Source organism: Rhodococcus sp. USK10 (genome assembly GCF_019378875.1).
In the GTDB taxonomy this organism is placed as follows: Bacteria; Actinomycetota; Actinomycetes; order Mycobacteriales; family Mycobacteriaceae; genus Rhodococcus_F; species Rhodococcus_F pseudokoreensis.
Window position 1 is genome coordinate 1,207,939 of the sequence record NZ_CP076048.1, and the last position, 15,032, is coordinate 1,222,970.

Annotated in this window: 16 protein-coding genes, 1 other RNA gene and 1 pseudogene; 9 read left to right on the forward strand and 9 right to left on the reverse strand. The window is 69.9% G+C overall.

Going from position 1 to position 15,032, the window contains the following annotated elements; all coding sequences use genetic code 11:
• The first annotated feature begins 7 nt into the window (after window positions 1-7).
• A complete protein-coding gene (gene pip, locus I1A62_RS12465) occupies window positions 8-973 on the forward strand; it encodes a prolyl aminopeptidase (protein WP_219458805.1) in 966 nt (321 codons plus the stop codon).
• Between the two features lie 4 nt (window positions 974-977).
• On the opposite strand, the gene I1A62_RS12470 is transcribed toward pip, so the two are convergent.
• Together I1A62_RS12470 and I1A62_RS12475 are read right to left on the reverse strand one after the other, a co-directional pair.
• On the reverse strand, window positions 978-2,378 hold the full coding sequence (locus I1A62_RS12470) for an RNB domain-containing ribonuclease (RefSeq protein ID WP_219458806.1): 1,401 nt from the start codon (window positions 2,376-2,378) through the stop codon (window positions 978-980).
• A gap of 30 nt (window positions 2,379-2,408) precedes the next feature.
• Window positions 2,409-2,594, reverse strand: a complete 186-nt coding sequence (locus I1A62_RS12475; protein ID WP_087562169.1) for a hypothetical protein — start codon at window positions 2,592-2,594, stop codon at window positions 2,409-2,411.
• A 411-nt stretch (window positions 2,595-3,005) separates the two neighbouring features.
• Here I1A62_RS12475 and I1A62_RS12485 point away from each other — a divergent pair, with 411 nt between their 5' ends.
• Genes I1A62_RS12485 through I1A62_RS12495 form a run of 3 tightly spaced genes read left to right on the forward strand, consistent with a single transcriptional unit; the run spans window position 3,006 to window position 4,514 of the window.
• Window positions 3,006-3,452, forward strand: a complete 447-nt coding sequence (locus I1A62_RS12485; RefSeq protein ID WP_219458807.1) for a MaoC family dehydratase N-terminal domain-containing protein — start codon at window positions 3,006-3,008, stop codon at window positions 3,450-3,452.
• On the forward strand, window positions 3,449-3,868 hold the full coding sequence (locus I1A62_RS12490) for a MaoC/PaaZ C-terminal domain-containing protein (RefSeq protein ID WP_124389897.1): 420 nt from the start codon (window positions 3,449-3,451) through the stop codon (window positions 3,866-3,868). Before I1A62_RS12485 ends, I1A62_RS12490 begins: the two co-directional genes overlap by 4 nt.
• Before the next feature lie 22 nt (window positions 3,869-3,890).
• Complete coding sequence (locus I1A62_RS12495; protein WP_219458808.1) at window positions 3,891-4,514, forward strand: LysE family translocator; 624 nt, start codon at window positions 3,891-3,893, stop codon at window positions 4,512-4,514.
• A 33-nt stretch (window positions 4,515-4,547) separates the two neighbouring features.
• Here I1A62_RS12495 and I1A62_RS12500 read toward each other — a convergent pair whose 3' ends face one another.
• Together I1A62_RS12500 and rnpB are read right to left on the reverse strand one after the other, a co-directional pair.
• Entirely contained in the window at window positions 4,548-5,351 is an 804-nt protein-coding gene (locus tag I1A62_RS12500; protein WP_219458809.1) for an alpha/beta fold hydrolase, read from the reverse strand.
• Between the two features lie 226 nt (window positions 5,352-5,577).
• Window positions 5,578-6,014: RNase P RNA component class A (gene rnpB / locus I1A62_RS12505), an RNA gene on the reverse strand.
• A gap of 60 nt (window positions 6,015-6,074) precedes the next feature.
• Here rnpB and I1A62_RS12510 point away from each other — a divergent pair.
• Entirely contained in the window at window positions 6,075-6,602 is a 528-nt protein-coding gene (locus tag I1A62_RS12510; RefSeq protein ID WP_219458810.1) for a DUF1697 domain-containing protein, read from the forward strand.
• A 7-nt stretch (window positions 6,603-6,609) separates the two neighbouring features.
• Window positions 6,610-7,860 (forward strand): SLC13 family permease, encoded by a 1,251-nt coding sequence (locus I1A62_RS12515; protein ID WP_124389893.1) that lies wholly within the window; start codon window positions 6,610-6,612, stop codon window positions 7,858-7,860.
• A gap of 7 nt (window positions 7,861-7,867) precedes the next feature.
• Here the strand turns inward: I1A62_RS12515 and I1A62_RS12520 are convergent, their stop codons facing one another.
• From I1A62_RS12520 to cobC, 4 genes are all read right to left on the reverse strand, one after another.
• Window positions 7,868-8,971, reverse strand: coding sequence for a bifunctional RNase H/acid phosphatase (locus I1A62_RS12520; protein WP_219458811.1), 1,104 nt, complete (start codon window positions 8,969-8,971; stop codon window positions 7,868-7,870).
• On the reverse strand, window positions 8,968-9,705 hold the full coding sequence (locus I1A62_RS12525) for a zinc ribbon domain-containing protein (protein WP_219458812.1): 738 nt from the start codon (window positions 9,703-9,705) through the stop codon (window positions 8,968-8,970). Before I1A62_RS12525 ends, I1A62_RS12520 begins: the two co-directional genes overlap by 4 nt.
• Window positions 9,706-9,804: 99 nt before the next feature.
• On the reverse strand, window positions 9,805-10,944 hold the full coding sequence (locus I1A62_RS12530) for a Nif3-like dinuclear metal center hexameric protein (protein WP_124389890.1): 1,140 nt from the start codon (window positions 10,942-10,944) through the stop codon (window positions 9,805-9,807).
• Complete coding sequence (cobC, locus tag I1A62_RS12535; protein WP_124389889.1) at window positions 10,941-12,011, reverse strand: Rv2231c family pyridoxal phosphate-dependent protein CobC; 1,071 nt, start codon at window positions 12,009-12,011, stop codon at window positions 10,941-10,943. The genes I1A62_RS12530 and cobC overlap by 4 nt, the downstream gene beginning before the upstream one ends.
• Here cobC and I1A62_RS12540 point away from each other — a divergent pair.
• Genes I1A62_RS12540 through I1A62_RS12550 form a run of 3 tightly spaced genes read left to right on the forward strand, consistent with a single transcriptional unit; the run spans window position 12,005 to window position 14,091 of the window.
• Entirely contained in the window at window positions 12,005-12,706 is a 702-nt protein-coding gene (locus tag I1A62_RS12540; RefSeq protein ID WP_219458813.1) for an HAD hydrolase-like protein, read from the forward strand. The two genes, cobC and I1A62_RS12540, sit on opposite strands and share 7 nt — an antisense overlap.
• The gene (locus I1A62_RS12545; protein ID WP_112299508.1) at window positions 12,693-13,166 is read left to right on the forward strand and encodes a low molecular weight protein-tyrosine-phosphatase; all 474 of its coding nucleotides are present in this window, start codon (window positions 12,693-12,695) and stop codon (window positions 13,164-13,166) included. The genes I1A62_RS12540 and I1A62_RS12545 overlap by 14 nt, the downstream gene beginning before the upstream one ends.
• 43 nt (window positions 13,167-13,209) lie before the next feature.
• Window positions 13,210-14,091 carry an SURF1 family protein gene (locus tag I1A62_RS12550; protein ID WP_192581719.1) on the forward strand — a complete coding sequence of 294 codons (882 nt, stop codon included), beginning with the start codon at window positions 13,210-13,212 and terminating at the stop codon, window positions 14,089-14,091.
• On the opposite strand, the pseudogene I1A62_RS12555 reads toward I1A62_RS12550, so the two are convergent.
• Window positions 14,032-15,014: pseudogene (locus I1A62_RS12555) on the reverse strand (cobalamin biosynthesis protein). The gene I1A62_RS12550 and the pseudogene I1A62_RS12555 sit on opposite strands and share 60 nt — an antisense overlap.
• Window positions 15,015-15,032 lie beyond the last annotated feature (18 nt).

Below are 15,032 nucleotides of genomic sequence, written 5' to 3' on the forward strand. Positions count from 1 at the left end.
GGCCGACGTGAGCCAGTTGCGCACTCCGTACCCGCCGCTCGAGCCGTACCAGTTCGGGCACCTCGACGTCGGCGACGGTCAGCAGATGTACTGGGAGCAGAGCGGCAACCCCGACGGGAAGCCGGTGGTATTCCTCCACGGCGGGCCCGGCGGTGGCACCGACCCCGCGCAACGCCAGTTCTTCGACCCGCAGGTGTACCGGATCGTGCTGCTCGATCAGCGCGGATGCGGGCGTTCCACACCCCACGTCGCCGACGGGGCCGATCTGTCGGTCAACACCACCGGCTGCCTCCTCGGCGACATCGAGATGCTGCGCGAGCACCTCGGCATCGACCGGTGGCAGGTCTTCGGCGGGTCGTGGGGTTCCACCCTGGCGCTCGCCTATGCCCAGAAGCATCCCCGCCGGGTCACCGAACTGGTGCTGCGCGGCATCTTCCTGCTGCGCCGCAGCGAGATCGACTGGTACTACAACGGCGGTGCCGGGCACCTGTTCCCCGAATTGTGGGAGGAATTCCTGGCGCCGGTGCCGGAGCCGGAGCGCGGCGGCGATCTCGTCGAGGCGTATCACCGGCTCCTGCACTCCGACGATGCCGACGTCGCGACGCGGGCCGCGGTCGCGTGGTCCACGTGGGAGGGCGCGACGAGTTCGCTGCTCCCCAAACCGGAACGGGTGGTGGAGACGTCCCAGCCGCGGTTCGCGCTGGCCTTCGCCCGCATCGAGAACCACTACTTCCACCACCGTGGGTTCCTGGACGAAGGCCAGTTGCTGCGGGACGCCGCCGCGCTCGACGGCATTCCGGGCGTGATCGTGCAGGGCCGCTACGACGTGGTGTGCCCGGCGACCAGCGCGTGGGCGCTGCACCGGGCCTGGCCGGGTTCCCGGCTCGAGATCGTCGACGACGCGGGGCACTCCGCGATGGAGCCGGGCATCGTCCACCACCTGGTCGAGGCGACGGACCGGTTCCGTACCTGACGCGCTATGCGGGATAACCGAATTCGACGGTCCGCTTATCGACGTCCGCGGAGACGAGCCTGATCTTCACCTGCTCGCCCTCGGCAGGGTCGCCCACGCATTTGGCCATCACGGACACCGACGGGACGAACACGTCCGCGGTGCGTTTGCCGTTCCGCGACCTCAGCACGGTCGCGTCGAACGTCTCCCCCACCCGGTCGGAGAGCACGGTCGCCTCCGTGAGGTCGATGCAGGCCCGGTCGATCTTGCTCGCGAGGGAATCCGAGCCGCCCATGATCTCGGGCATCGATCCCAGGGCGTCCCGCGCCCAGGACGGCACCGGCGTTCCGGCGGACACGGCCAGGCACACCTCCGTGGAGTACCGGTCCGAGAGCCGGCGCAGCGGCGCGGTCACGTGTGCGTAGGGGGCGCCGATGGCGGCGTGCGAGGTCAGTTCCGGCAGGGTGCCGTCGAACGCTGCGTAATCGGCGCCCCTCAGCAGCGACGGCGCCTCGGTCATCAGCACGAGCGTCGACGCCGAATTCGGGTCGAGCCGCGACAGGAGTGCACCGACACCGACGCTCTCGGGCCAGTCGACCCCCAGTGCCGCCGCCGTGCGCCGCAGCGCCCCGACCGCGTCCGGCCCGGCAGGCGGCAGGGTGCGGAGCAACCCGATCTTCGCGTCGAGCATCATGGCGGCCGCACACATTCCGGTCAGCAGCGAGACCTCGGCGTTCCAGTCGTCGGCCTCGGTGCGGGGCGCGAGGTCGACGCGCCAGCTGTCGCCGTCCGGCACCACCTCCTGCTCGGGGAGCCGGAGTTCGATCGCGCCGCGCGCCACCGCCGCCGCCGTGCGGAGCCTGCCGAACTCGGGCAGCGGCGCAATGGACGGATGCAGTCGTCCCGCTTCCGCATCGGCCTGCACACCGGCGTATTCGAGTCGGGCCACGGACCGCACCTTCGCCCGCGACACGGTGCAGGACAGCGGCTCGGCCGACTCGTCGAGTTCGATCCGCCACACCACCGCCGGGCGGTCCACCCCCGGCAGAAGGCTCGCCGATCCCTCCGAGAGTTCCTTGGGATGCAGCGGCACCTTGCCGTCCGGGAGGTAGAACGTCTGCCCGCGTTTGCGGGTCTCCACGTCGAGCACCCCACCGGGCTCCACGACGGCGCCGACGTCCGCGATCGCGTAGTGCAGGACGAATCCGTCGGCGGTCCGCTCGAGGTGCAACGCCTGATCGAGATCCATCGAATCGGGCGGATCGATGGTGACGAACGCCAGATCGGTGCGGTCCTGCCGTCCGGACGCGAACCGGTCGGACGCCGTCCGCGCCTGCGCGAGCGCGGCGGGCGGATACCCGTCCGGCAGGTGGAACTCGGTGCGCACGGTGCCGAAATCGATTCCGCGCGCAACGAAACGACTCATCGGCACCTCACGCACACCCTTCCCGTAACGTTAGTTGTTCCACTCCTCGTCGGCCCGGTCCGCCGCCTTGTTCCGTTCCGCCGCGATCTGCAGCGCCTTCTCCGCCGCCGCGCGGTCGGGATACGGGCCCATCCGCGTCATCGACGACGCCGCCTTCCCCTGCGTGACGGTGCCGTCCTCGACGTTGTAGTACCAGAGGTGATCTTCGTCAGTCATGCCCTCAGTGTGGCACCGGTGGGACGTGTGGGGTTGTGGATCACGCCCAGACTGTTACCCTCGGAGTCCTGTCCGGTGATACGGTCCCCGGCGCCGGTCAGTGCGGTGCCGATGGCTCGTTCTTCCCGTGCGCAGTGCCCGAACAGAGAATGGAGCGAGCATGTCGACGATCATTTTTGATCAGCTACTTCCCTACCTCGGTGCCGAAGGCGCCTCCTACTGGGCCCAACTGCTGATGGTCGATCCCGTCTGACGGTTGTCGATCAGTCGATACCCCGAAACCCCCGCCGGACACCTCCGGCGGGGGTTTCGTCGCATGCGGGGGTTTCGGGTTATCAGGGCAGGCACGCCCGCAACACATTCGTGACGCTTCGCCCTGCCCGGCGGACCGCACGTCTCTAGGCTGACGTGATGGGAGTGAATCCGGAGATCGAGGGTCGTGTCTACCCACCGACCGAGCCCTACCTCGTCGGCCGCGAGAAGATCAGGGAATTCGCCCGCGCCGTCTTCGCCACCAACCCCACGTCGTTCGACGTGGACATCGCCCGAGCCGCCGGTCACGCCGATCTCGTTGCCCCGCCCACGTTTCCCGTCATCGTGCAGGAACGCGCACTCTCGCAACTGGTCGCCGATCCGACGTCGGGAATCGAGCCGGTCAACCTGGTGCACAGCACCGAGCACGCCACGTCCCACCGCCCCGTCGTCGCGGGCGACGAACTCTCCGCCGTCCTCACCGTCACGCACGTGACCTCGCGCGGTCCGCACACCCTGCTCGTCGCCGACATCGAGATCCGTGACGCCACAGGCGATCACGTGAGCACGATGACGTCGACGCTGTTCGTCAGGGGGGAGGAATGACGTCCCCGCGACGAATCCTGCTCGGCGACACCGTCGCCAAAGCCCGGTATCACGTGACCCGGGAATCCCTGGTCCGCTATGCCGGGGCGTCGGGTGACTTCAACTCCATTCACTACCGGGACGACGTCGCCGACGCGGTGGGCCTGCCCGGTGTGCTGGCGCACGGCATGCTCACGCTGGGACTGGCGACGCAGTGCGTCGTCGACTGGCTCGGCGATCCTGCGCTGGTCACCGGGTACCGCGCGCGCTTCACCAAGCCGGTGATCGTGGATCCGGACCAGGGTGCGGTGGTCGAAGTCGTCGCGAAGGCCGCGGAGGTCGACGAATCCGCGGGCACCGCGAGGATCGACCTGACGGTGACGTTCGACGGGCACACCGTGCTCGGCAAGTCCCAGGTGTGGATTTCACTGCGCTGACCACACCCGACATACTGGGCCGATGATCGGTGTGGTGTTGACAGCGTTCGCGGTGCTCGGGCTTCTGACCGTGATTCCCGGTCCGGACATGGCGGTGGTGACCCGCGCCGGACTGTCGGGCGGGCGCAGCGCCGCGCTGCGGGCCACGTTCGGCGTCGTCGCCGGATTGATGGTGTGGGGCGCGCTGACCGTCGTCGGGCTCGGTGCGGTGCTCGCCGCCTCCGCGGAGGCGTACACCGTCGTGAAGATCGTCGGCGGGATGTACCTGGTGTATCTGGGACTCTCCACCCTCTGGCGCAGCCGGACGCGGCCCCGCGCCGCCCGGACCGCGCCGGCGCCGGTTCCGTCTTCGGGGTCGAGTTGGCGGGCCGGGTTCCTGACCAACCTCCTGAACCCCAAGATCGCGGTGTTCTACACCGGCCTGCTCCCGCAACTCGTCCCGCCCGGCTGGCCGACCGCCCCGAGCCTGGCCCTGCTCGTGCTGGTGCACGGGCTACTCGGGATCGTCTGGCTCGGCGCGTACAGCATCCTGCTGACCCGCGCGCGCACCACGCTGGAGAAGCCGTCGGTACGGAAAGTCCTCGACCGGATCACCGGAACCGTCCTCTTCGGTTTCGGCGCCGTTGTCGTGGCCGAGGCGCGATAGCGCCGATTTATCACCGAGGCGCGGTAGCGCCGGTCAGTTCGGGGAGTCGCTGGAACACGCCGCGCTGCCGCCGAGCAGGATCGTGCTGATCAGGTTCGGGTCGTCGGTCATCGGGACGTGCCCGATGCCGGGCAGGATCAGAATCCGCGCCTGCGGGAACACTCTGCGCACCCGTCGCGCCTGGTAGACCGGCAGAATCAGGTCCCGCCGCCCCCACGCCACGGTGACCGGTACCGACGCGTCGACGACCGGCGGGAGGTCGAACGAGGCCGTAAGCCCCTTGTCGACCAGGGCGTTCGTGGCCAGCGACTGCGCGTCGATCACGGCGTCCTCGTAGCGCACCCGGCTGGGCCGCGCGAAGAAGGCGGCGAGGGACGGATAGCGGACGGCCCTGTATCGCAACGCCTTCGGAGTGTTCGGGCCCAGCGCCCGGGTGACTCCGCGCAGCGCGCGGAACGTGTAGATGGTGCGGGCCTGATCGGCGTGATTGACGAAGAAGCCTGCCGGTGAGAGTGCCGTGGCCGAGGCGACCTCGCCGCGGGCCGCGAGGGCGAGCGAGAGCCAGCCGCCGAGCGAGTTCCCGGCGACGTGTGGCCGTTCCCCGGCGGGAGTCACCGAGCGGACGAACCCGCTCAGTTCCTCGACCAGTTGGTCCATCGTGTCCGCGCCGTCTTCGAGTGCCGCCGATTCGCCGTGTCCGGGAAGGTCGACGGTGACCACCCGCCGATAGGGCGTCAGCTGGTCGAGGAGGACGTTCCAGGCCTGCCTGCGATGCACCACCCCGTGCACTAGTACGAGGGTGGGGCCGGAACCGGCGATGTCGTGAGGCAAGTCCATGGGCAGATGTTACCGCTATGGTGAGTAACATCTATCGTTCTCGATGTAGTCGGCGAGGGGCCCCATCGTCCACGGACGTGGACGACGGGCCCCGGCATCGACCCCGATTCGGGTCAGTCGGGCCGATGCGGGAAAAACACTAACCGGTCTGTTTGTTACTCGCCAGTCAGGGCCGTGACCAGGCGTCCAGCCGCACGCGACGGATCCCGCAGACGCAAGAATGAGGCGGACGAGTTGGCGTGTAAGCCGGATCCTGTCCCCGGCGCCGAAGCGCCGGGTGGCGACCATCCATCTGGGCACACCGTCGCCGGGTACCTCGAGCGGTTCACCCGCAGGCTCGGGCGAGCAGCCCTCGAACACCTGCGCAGCCGCACCGGGTCCCGGAGGATCCGATGCGGCCTTCAACCTTGCTCCGGGCGGGGTTTACCTAGCCACCCCGGTCACCCGGGGTGCTGGTGCGCTCTTACCGCACCGTTTCACCCTGACCGACACCACACCCCGGAGGATGTGGCGTCGGCGGTCTGTTTTCTGTGGCACTGTCCCGCGAGTCACCTCGGGTTGCCGTTAACAACCGCCCTGCTCTGTGGAGTCCGGACTTTCCTCGACTCGGGGCCTGCGCACTGATGTGCTGGTTCCCCGTGCCGCGGTCGCCCGGCCAACTCGTCCGCCCGATCAGCCTACAGTTCGTGCGAACGTGTCATGCCGCCGCACTATGGTCTGAGCATGACCCGATACGCCGCCCTCCTGCGCGGTATCAACGTGGGCGGCATCAACATCAAGATGGCCGACCTCCGCAGCACCTTCGCCGAGCTGGGATTCGAGAACGTGAAGACCGTCCTCGCCTCGGGCAACGTGCTCTTCGATTCCGACCGCGACGACGTCCCCGCGCTGAAGAGTGAGATCGAATCCGCCCTGAGCGCCGACTTCCACTACGAAGCCTGGGTTTTCGTCCTCGACCTCGACACGATCCGGAAGATCGTCGAGGACTACCCGTTCGACCCCGAGCGGGAAGGGTGGCATCCGTACGTGCTGGTGACTCCCGACCCCGAGGTCCTGGACACGCTGCTGCGGATCCGGGACGACCTGGACCCGGAGGTCGAACGCGTGCAGGCCGGGAACGGCGTCCTGTACTGGGAGGTCGAACGCGGCATGACGCTGAAGAGCAAATTCGGCAAGAGCACCGGCACTCCCAAACTCAAGGCCTTCACCACTACCCGGAACCTGCGCACCCTCCACAAGCTCCTGAAGTGACCCGTCGGTGACAGTTCTGGCAGTGGCGCTCGTCGCCGCAGTCCTCGTCTTCGCGGTCGTCCGGCCTCGCCGGCTACCCGAGATCGTCGCGGCCGCACCGGCCGCGGTCGTCGTCCTGGCCACCGGCCTGGTGACGCCGGCGCAGGCCAGGGACGAAGTGACCGAGATGGCCCCGACCGTCGGGTTTCTCGCGGCGATCCTCGTCCTCGCGCACCTCGCGGACGCGATGGGTGTGTTCACCTGGATCGCGGCCAGGCTGCGGCGCGGGGCACGGGGCGACCCGAAGAGGTTGCTGACGCTCGTGTTCGGGGCCGCGGCACTCACGACCGCGGTGCTGAGTCTCGACGCGACGGTGGTGCTGTTGACGCCGGCGGTGATCGCGACGGCCCGCTCGTTGCGGATGGATCCGCGACCGCATTCGTACGCCAGCGCTCACCTGTCGAACACTGCGTCGACGCTCCTCCCCGTCTCCAATCTCACCAACCTCATCGCGTTCTCGGCGACCGGGTTGACTTTCCTGCATTTCACCGTTGTCATGGCGCTGCCCTGGGCGGTGGCGATCGTCGTCGAACTGATCCTGTTCCGGATGTTCTTCCGGCGCCATCTGGTTCAGACCGACGCCGAACCGGAACCGGCCCGCGATCCACCCGCACCGACCGTCGCACTGTCGATCATCGCGGCGACACTCGCCGGTTTCGCGGTATCCGGCTTCGTGGGGATCGCGCCTGCGTGGGTGGCGGCGGCCGGGGCGATCGTGCTGGGCGTCGTCGCACTCCGCGACGGCCGCACCGATTTCGGCCGCATCCTGTATGCGGTCGACGTGTGGTTCTGCGCGTTCGTCCTGGTCCTCGGCGTCGTCGTCGCCGGCGTCGCGAACGGCCCGATCGGGGACTGGATCGGCTCACGGCTGCCGACGGACACATCGTTCGCGGCGCTGCTCACGATGGCCGTCGTCGCAGCGGTCGCCGCGAATCTGGTGAACAACCTCCCCGCGACCCTGCTCCTGCTGGCGGCGCTCGGGCCCCACCCCCCGACCGCCCTTGTCCTGGCGATGCTGCTCGGGGTGAATCTCGGCCCCAACCTCACCTACGTGGGGTCGCTGGCGATCATGCTGTGGCGGCGGGTCGCCGCGCGAGCCGGATCGCCCGCGGATCTGCGGACCTTCACGATTCTCGCGCTGGTGACCACGCCGCTGACCCTGTTCGCGGCGGTCGTTGCCCTCTGGGCCTGTGAGTACTTCTTAACCGCCGGCGGTTAAGAAGTACTCACAGGTGGGAGGTGTCGTTGACCAGGCGGACGGACGAGCCGCCGTCGGGGTAGAACTCGGCGATGCTCAGCGACGCCAGATCCAGGTGCAGCCGGTACAGCAGCGACGGTCCCGCGTCGAGCGCCAGTTGCAGCAGCGTCTTGATCGGGGTCACGTGCGTGACGACGAGGATGGTGGAGCCGCCGTAGGAGGCGGTGAGGTCGTCGCGGACCTTCACGATCCGCTCCCGGACCTCGTCGAAGCTCTCCCCCGCCGGCGGTCGCACCGACGTGTCCGACAACCACTTGCGGTGCAGTTCGGGGTCGCGGTCGGCGGCCTCCCTGAACGTGAGGCCCTCCCACTCGCCGAAGTCGGTTTCGGTGAGGCCCTCGTGCACGGTGACCGGGAGCCCGAGCACCTTCGCCGCGGCCGCCGCGGTCTGCTGCGCGCGCCCCAGCGGGGACGACACCACTGCCGCGATGCCGTCGTTGCCCGCGAAGCGGGAGGCCGCGCCGTTCGCCTGGGCCTGCCCGATCTCGGTGAGCGCCGGGTTCCCGCGACCCGAGTACCGCCGGTCGACGGACAGCGCGGTCTGCCCGTGCCGGAGCAGCAGCATCCGGGTCGGGGCGCCCGTGGTGTCCATCCAGCCCGGCGCCGCCGGGGTGGCCTTGTCCGACGCCGCGGCGGCCGGTTCCGGTTCGGCAACGGTACCGGCGGCACCGTCCATGGCCTCGTTGGCGAGGCGGTCGGCGTGCGCGTTCTCGGCCCGCGGAATCCAGGTGTACGTCACGGAACCGAACTGCCGGGCGAGTTCCGACGCCCGGCGCTGCAGCGGAATCATGTCCGGGTGTTTGACCTTCCAGCGCCCGGACATCTGCTCGACCACCAGCTTGGAGTCCATCCGCACGTCCACCCCGGACGCACCGAGTTCGGCGGCGGCCTCGAGCCCGGCGATCAGGCCCCGGTATTCGGCGACGTTGTTCGTGACGGTGCCGAGGCTGTCCTTGCGCTCGGCGAGGACGGCGCCGTCGGCGGCGGCAAACACCACGGTGCCGTAGCCCGCGGGTCCGGGATTGCCGCGCGACCCACCGTCGGCCTCGACGACGACGCGACCGACACTCACAGACCCGACTCCTTGGTGCGCACCAGGATCGCGCCGCATTCGGAGCAGCGCACGACGACGTCGGGTGCGGTGCCGGTGATGCGGGAAATCTCGCCGCGGTCGAGTTCGATGCGGCACGCACCGCAGCGGCGGGCCTGCAGCAGTGCCGCACCGACGCCGTTCTGGCTGCGCTGCTTCTCGTAGACGGTCATCAGGTCGGCGGGGAACTGGTCGGCGAGTGCCGCGCGGTCCCGGGTGCAACGCTGCTCCGCGGCATCCAGGTCGGCGACGGCATCGTCGCGGCGGCGGGACGCGTCGATGAGGTCTTCCTCGATCTGTGACAGCTGCGCACCGGCGTGGTCGTGGTCGGACTGCGACGCCTCACGCCGTTCCATCACCTCGAGCAATTCGTCCTCGAGCAGTCCCTGACGGCGGACGAGGCTGCCGAGTTCGTGTTCGAGTTCGGTGAGCTGCTTCGATCCGACCGTTCCGCTCTCGAGCAGTGTGCGGTCGCGGTCCTCACGCTGGCGGACGGCGTCGACCTCGCCTTCGAGCTTGCGGATGTCGCGGTCGAGGTCGTCGAGGATGATCTCCACGGCCACGGCCGCGTCCTTACGGGTGACGCGCTCCGCCTCGAGCCGCTCGACTTCCTGACGCTCCGGAAGCGCGGTGCGTCGGTGGGCGATCCTCGACAGCTCCGCATCGACGCCGGCGAGGTCGAGAAGCTTGGACTGCACCTGTGGTTCGACGTTCACGCGTGGTAACTCCTGCTGTCTTCTGTGAAGGGTTCTTCTGCGGCAGATTGCTGGGTGTCAACCGTACCCCGGCGCATCACGGGTTTCGGCCGGACGGCGCTACGACGACGGCGCGCTGACCGACCACGGATCGGTGCGCACCGCGGACACCCGCACCTGCCACTGCGGTGTGTGCGCGAACGCGGTGTCGAGCACGCCCTTGGCCTGGTCGCACCACGGTTGCTCGCTCGCCCAGTGCGCGACGTCGATCAGGGCCGGACCGCCGGCGCGCAGGTGCTCGTCGGCGGGGTGGTGCCGCAGGTCCGCGGTCACGTACGCGTCCACGCCGAGGCGTGCGACGTCGTCGAGGAACGAGTCGCCCGAGCCACCGCACACGGCGACGGTGCGGATCGTGGCTTCGGGGTCGCCCGCGGCCCGCACACCCCACGTGGTGGCGGGCAGCGCGTCCGCCACCCGGTCGGTGAAGTCCCGCAGCGACAGCGGTTCGGGTAGCTCGCCGACGCGTCCGAGCCCGCGGGGGCCGGGGAACGTCGCCGTCTCGAACACGTCGAACGCGACCTCCTCGTACGGGTGGGCGGCGCGCATGGCGGCGAGCACCTTCGGCCGGAGGCCGCGTGGCGCGATCACCTCCACCCGGCTCTCCTCGACCCGTTCTAGCGCGCCGACGGCTCCGAGTGCCGGATTCGCGCCGTCGGTCGGGAGGAACTGGCCCTGCCCGGTGACGGACCAACTGCAGTCGCGGTAGTTGCCGATCTGTCCGGCGCCGGCGTCGAACAGCGCGCGGCGGACGGTGTCGGCGTCACCTGAGGGGACGAGGACCACCCATTTGTCGAGGTTCTCGGTGGGTTGCGGCTCGATCGGCCCGGTGACGGTCAGCCCGAGCGCCGCCGCCAGTGCGTCGGAGACGCCGGGGTCTGCGGAATCGGCGTTGGTATGCGCGGTGAACAGGGCGCAGCCGGCCTTGATCAGCTTGTGGACGAGCGCACCCTTCGGGGTGTGGGCGCCGACGGTGTCGACTCCGCGGAGCAGCAGCGGGTGGTGGACGAGGAGCAGGTCGGCGCCGGCCGCGATCGCCTCGTCGACCACCGCGGCGGTCGGATCGACCGCGACCGACACCGTCGCCACCGTGTCGTCGGGGTCGCCGCACACGAGTCCGACGGAGTCCCACGACTCGGCGAGGGCGGGCGGGTAGGCCGCGTCCAGGGTCGCGATCACGTCGGCGAGACGCACCGGGTTCACAGGATCTCCTTCATCGCGTCGACGAGCGCATCGGTCTGCTCCGCGGGGCGCACCGCGACGCGGAGGAAGTCGGGTCCGAGTCCGGGGAACGTGTCGCAGCGCCGCACGGCGATGCCCCGTTCACGCAGATGCTTGCGCATCAGTTCGCCGTCCGGCAGGCGGAGCAGCAGGAACGGCGCGACCGCAGGGCGGTGCACGGCGACCCCGATCCCGGTCAGCCGCCGGATCATGTCTTCGCGCCACTCACCCAGCACGACGGCGTGGTCGCGGGCTGCGGCGACGGCGTGCGGTTCGCTGCACGCGGCGATCGCCTCCACCTGCAGGCTGCCCACCGGCCAGTGCGCACGTCCCACCTGCAGTCGTTCGAGGATCTCGGGGGCCCCGAGGGCGTACCCGCAGCGCAGTCCGGCCAGCGCCCACGTCTTGGTGAGGCTGCGGAGCACCAGCACGTCGGGCAGTGCGCGGCCGGCCAGCGACTCGCGTTCGTCCGGGACCGCGTCGATGAACGCCTCGTCGACGACGACGATCCGGCCCGGCCGGCGCAACCGCAGGATCGCCTCGGCGGGGTGCAGCACCGACGTCGGGTTGGTCGGGTTGCCGATCACGACGAGATCGGCGGATTCCGGGACCGTCGCCGAGTCGAGGACGTACGGGTCGTCGAGCAGCACCTGCGTGACCGGCACCTGCGCCTCCCGCAGCGCCCACTCGGGTTCGGTGAACGACGGGTGGATCAGCGCGGCCTCCCGGATCCCGAGCCGCGGGAGCAGCGAGAACCCCTCGGCGCCCCCGGCGAGCAGCAGCACCTCCTCGGGGTCCCGGCCGTGCCGGGACGCCACCGCGGTCCGGGCCGCGAGATCGGCCGCGACCGTGGGGTACGTGCCCAGGTGCGCCAGCGCGTCGGCGAGGCGGAGGCGCAGCCAGTCCGGTGGCCCGTCGCCCTGCACGTTGACTGCGAAATCGAGGAGTCCGGGCCCCGCATCCACGTCTCCGTGGTGACGCAGGCTCTCCCGGCTACCGGCACGAATGTCCACGATTGTCGAGCCTAAGGGACAATGGTCCGGTGACATCTCTCTCCACCTCCGCGTCCGCCGTCCCTACTGCCCTGTCGGCACCGATCGTGCTGTTCGACCTCGACGGCACACTCACCGACTCCGCGCCCGGCATTCACGCCGGCTTCCGCCATGCGCTCGCGACGATCGGTCAGCCGGAACCGACCGACGAGATGATCGACGCCGTCATCGGCCCGCCGATGATCGACACGTTCCGGTCGATGGGACTGGACGAAGACCTCGTGCAGCAGGCGATCGCCGCCTACTTCGAACGCTACGACCGCGTGGGATGGGCCGAGAACGCCGTCTTCGACGGCATCGAGAAGGTGCTCGTTGCCGCCCGCGACAGCGGCCGCAGGCTCGCCGTCGCCACATCGAAGTCCGAGCGGTTCGCGATCCGCATCCTCGAACACTTCGAACTCGCGCACTACTTCGAGTTCATCGGCGGAGCCAGCGACGACGGCAGTCGCCGCGCCAAGTCCGACGTGATCGCCCACTCGCTGCACAACCTCGGAGTCACCGCCACCAAGGGCTCCACCGCCGACGTCCTGATGATCGGCGACCGCGACCACGACGTCCTCGGGGCCGCGCACTGGGGCATCCCCGCGGTGTTCGTCGAGTGGGGTTACGGGTTCCCCACCGAGGCCGAGCGCGCGCACACAACAGCGCAGACCGTCGCCGACCTCGGGAAGCTGCTCGATGACGCGGCCTGACACCCCGCTGCACGTGACGTTCGTGTGTACCGGCAACATCTGCCGCTCCCCCATGGCCGAGAAGATCTTCGCCGAGCACCTCCGGCGGGAAGCCCTCGACGATCGGGTGATGGTGAGCAGCGCCGGGACCCACGGCTGGCACGTCGGCCGCGAGGCCGACATCCGCACCAACGAAACCCTGAAGCTGAACGGCTACCCGACCGGCCACACGGCCGCGGAGGTCGGGCCGTTCCACCTCGGCGCCGATCTGGTGGTCGCTCTCGCGGCCAACCACGACCGTGAGCTTGCCCACATGGGCGTGCCCGACGAGCGCCGCCGGCTGCTGCGCAGTTTCGACCCGGACGCGGACACGTCGTCCGTTCCCGACCCGTTCTACGGGGACCTCGAGGACTTCGAGCGGGTCCGCCTCCAGATCGAGGCCGCGGTGCCCGGGCTGCTCGACTGGGTGCGCAGCCGGTAACCCACGATCAGGGTCCCGACCTGCGAGCGGCTACCGTGGAGGCGTGCGAAGGCTGAGATTTCTGTTGCGACCCGGCTGGTTGGTGTTGGCCTTGGTGGTCGCCGGATTCGCCTTCATGTGTTTCTACGTGCTCGCGCCGTGGCAGCTCGGCAAGAACACGTCGACGGAGCACCGGAACCAGCTGATCGCCGACTCGGTCGACGCCGAGCCCGTCCCCCTGGAGACCCTGCTGTCGGGCGCCGCGGCGAATCCGGACGACGAGTGGCGCCGCGTCACCGCGACCGGATCGTACGTGCAGAACAGTGATCTGCTGGTCCGGTTGCGGTCCATCGAGTCGCAGCCCGCGTACGAGGTCTTGACCCCGCTGCAGCTGACCGACGGTCGCACGATCCTGGTCAACCGCGGCTACGTGCGCCCGATCCAGGGCACCGAGGCGCCGCCGGTGGATCCGCCGCCTGCCGGGCCGGTCACGCTCGACGGTCGGGTCCGCAAGTCCGAGGGCACCATCGCGGGCAAAGAACCGATCGACGAGAACGGGCTGCGGCAGGTGTACTACATCGACGCAGGCCAGATCGGCGGTTTCATCGGCACGGATCTGGTCAATGCGTACGTGCAACTCGAACCCGATCAGGCGGGTGGTCTGGGCACCATTCCGCTCCCGCAACTCGACGCGGGCCCGTACCTGTCGTACGGCTTGCAGTGGCTGGCGTTCGGCATCATGGCCCCGCTCGGCCTGGCCTACTTCATCCGCGCGGAGTGGCGCGAACGCCGCAAGGAGAAGTCCGCGAAGGCTGCCGACGACGCCGCTCCTGCTCCCGCGCCCGTGGCTCGGAAGAAGCCGTTCGCGCGGAGCAAGCCGGTGGAATCAGCGCCGAGGACGGCGGCGGAAGCGAAACTGGCCGATCGCTACGGCAAGGGTCGCTGACACCAGCGCCGCACCACCCTGCACCGCGGTCGACAGCCGCACCGCACGGTCGAGGTCGACGGGCCGGGGTGACGGCCCGGATCCGAGCACAGGTCGCATCTCGACGCCGTGCGCGTATTCGGTGCGCCCGCCCAGCGAGATCCCGAGAGCGCCCGCGGCGCTGGCCTCCGCGACACCGGCATTGGGGCTGGGGTGCTGGGACGCGTCGCACCGCCACGCCTCCCATGCCTCCTTCGGCGACCCACCGACCGTCGGCGCGACCACGACGGACAGCGCGCCCGTCAGTCGGGCGGGCAGCAGGTTGAGAAGGTCGTCCCACCGCGCCGCGGCCCAGCCGAAGTTGCGGTGCTTCGGCGAGCGGTAGCCGACCATCGCGTCCAGGGTGTTGGACGCCCGGTAGACGAACAGTCCGGGGATCCCGGCCACCGCGCCCCACAGGAACGCCCCGACCGCGGAATCGGACGTGTTCTCGGCCACCGACTCCAGTGTCGCCCGGGTGAGCCCGTCGACGCCGAGCACGCTGGGGTCGCGACCGCACAGCGACGGCAGCAGGGCGCGGGCGGAGGCGAGGTCGTCTGCCCCCAGGTGCGCGGCCATGCTCGAGCCGGTCCGTCCCAGGGACGTTCCGCCGAGGACCGCCCACGTCGCGACGGCGGTCGCGGCCGTCTCGCCCGCCCATCCCCCGCGCCGCGCCACCCGGGCCGCGGCGACCCCAGACCCGCCGCTCCACCGACGAGGACGGCGACGTGCACGATTCCGGCCGACCGGCGGTCGCGGTATGTCGCCTTCTCCAATGCCATTGCCGTGCGGCCGAATCCGGCCACGGGATGCCATCGGGCGGGATCGGCGAACGCGCGGTCTGCGGCGAAGCCGAGAAGCAGGCCTGCGGCGCGCGCGCCGGCGGGACGGGAGGTTCGATGCACGCCGCTATTTGTATCAAC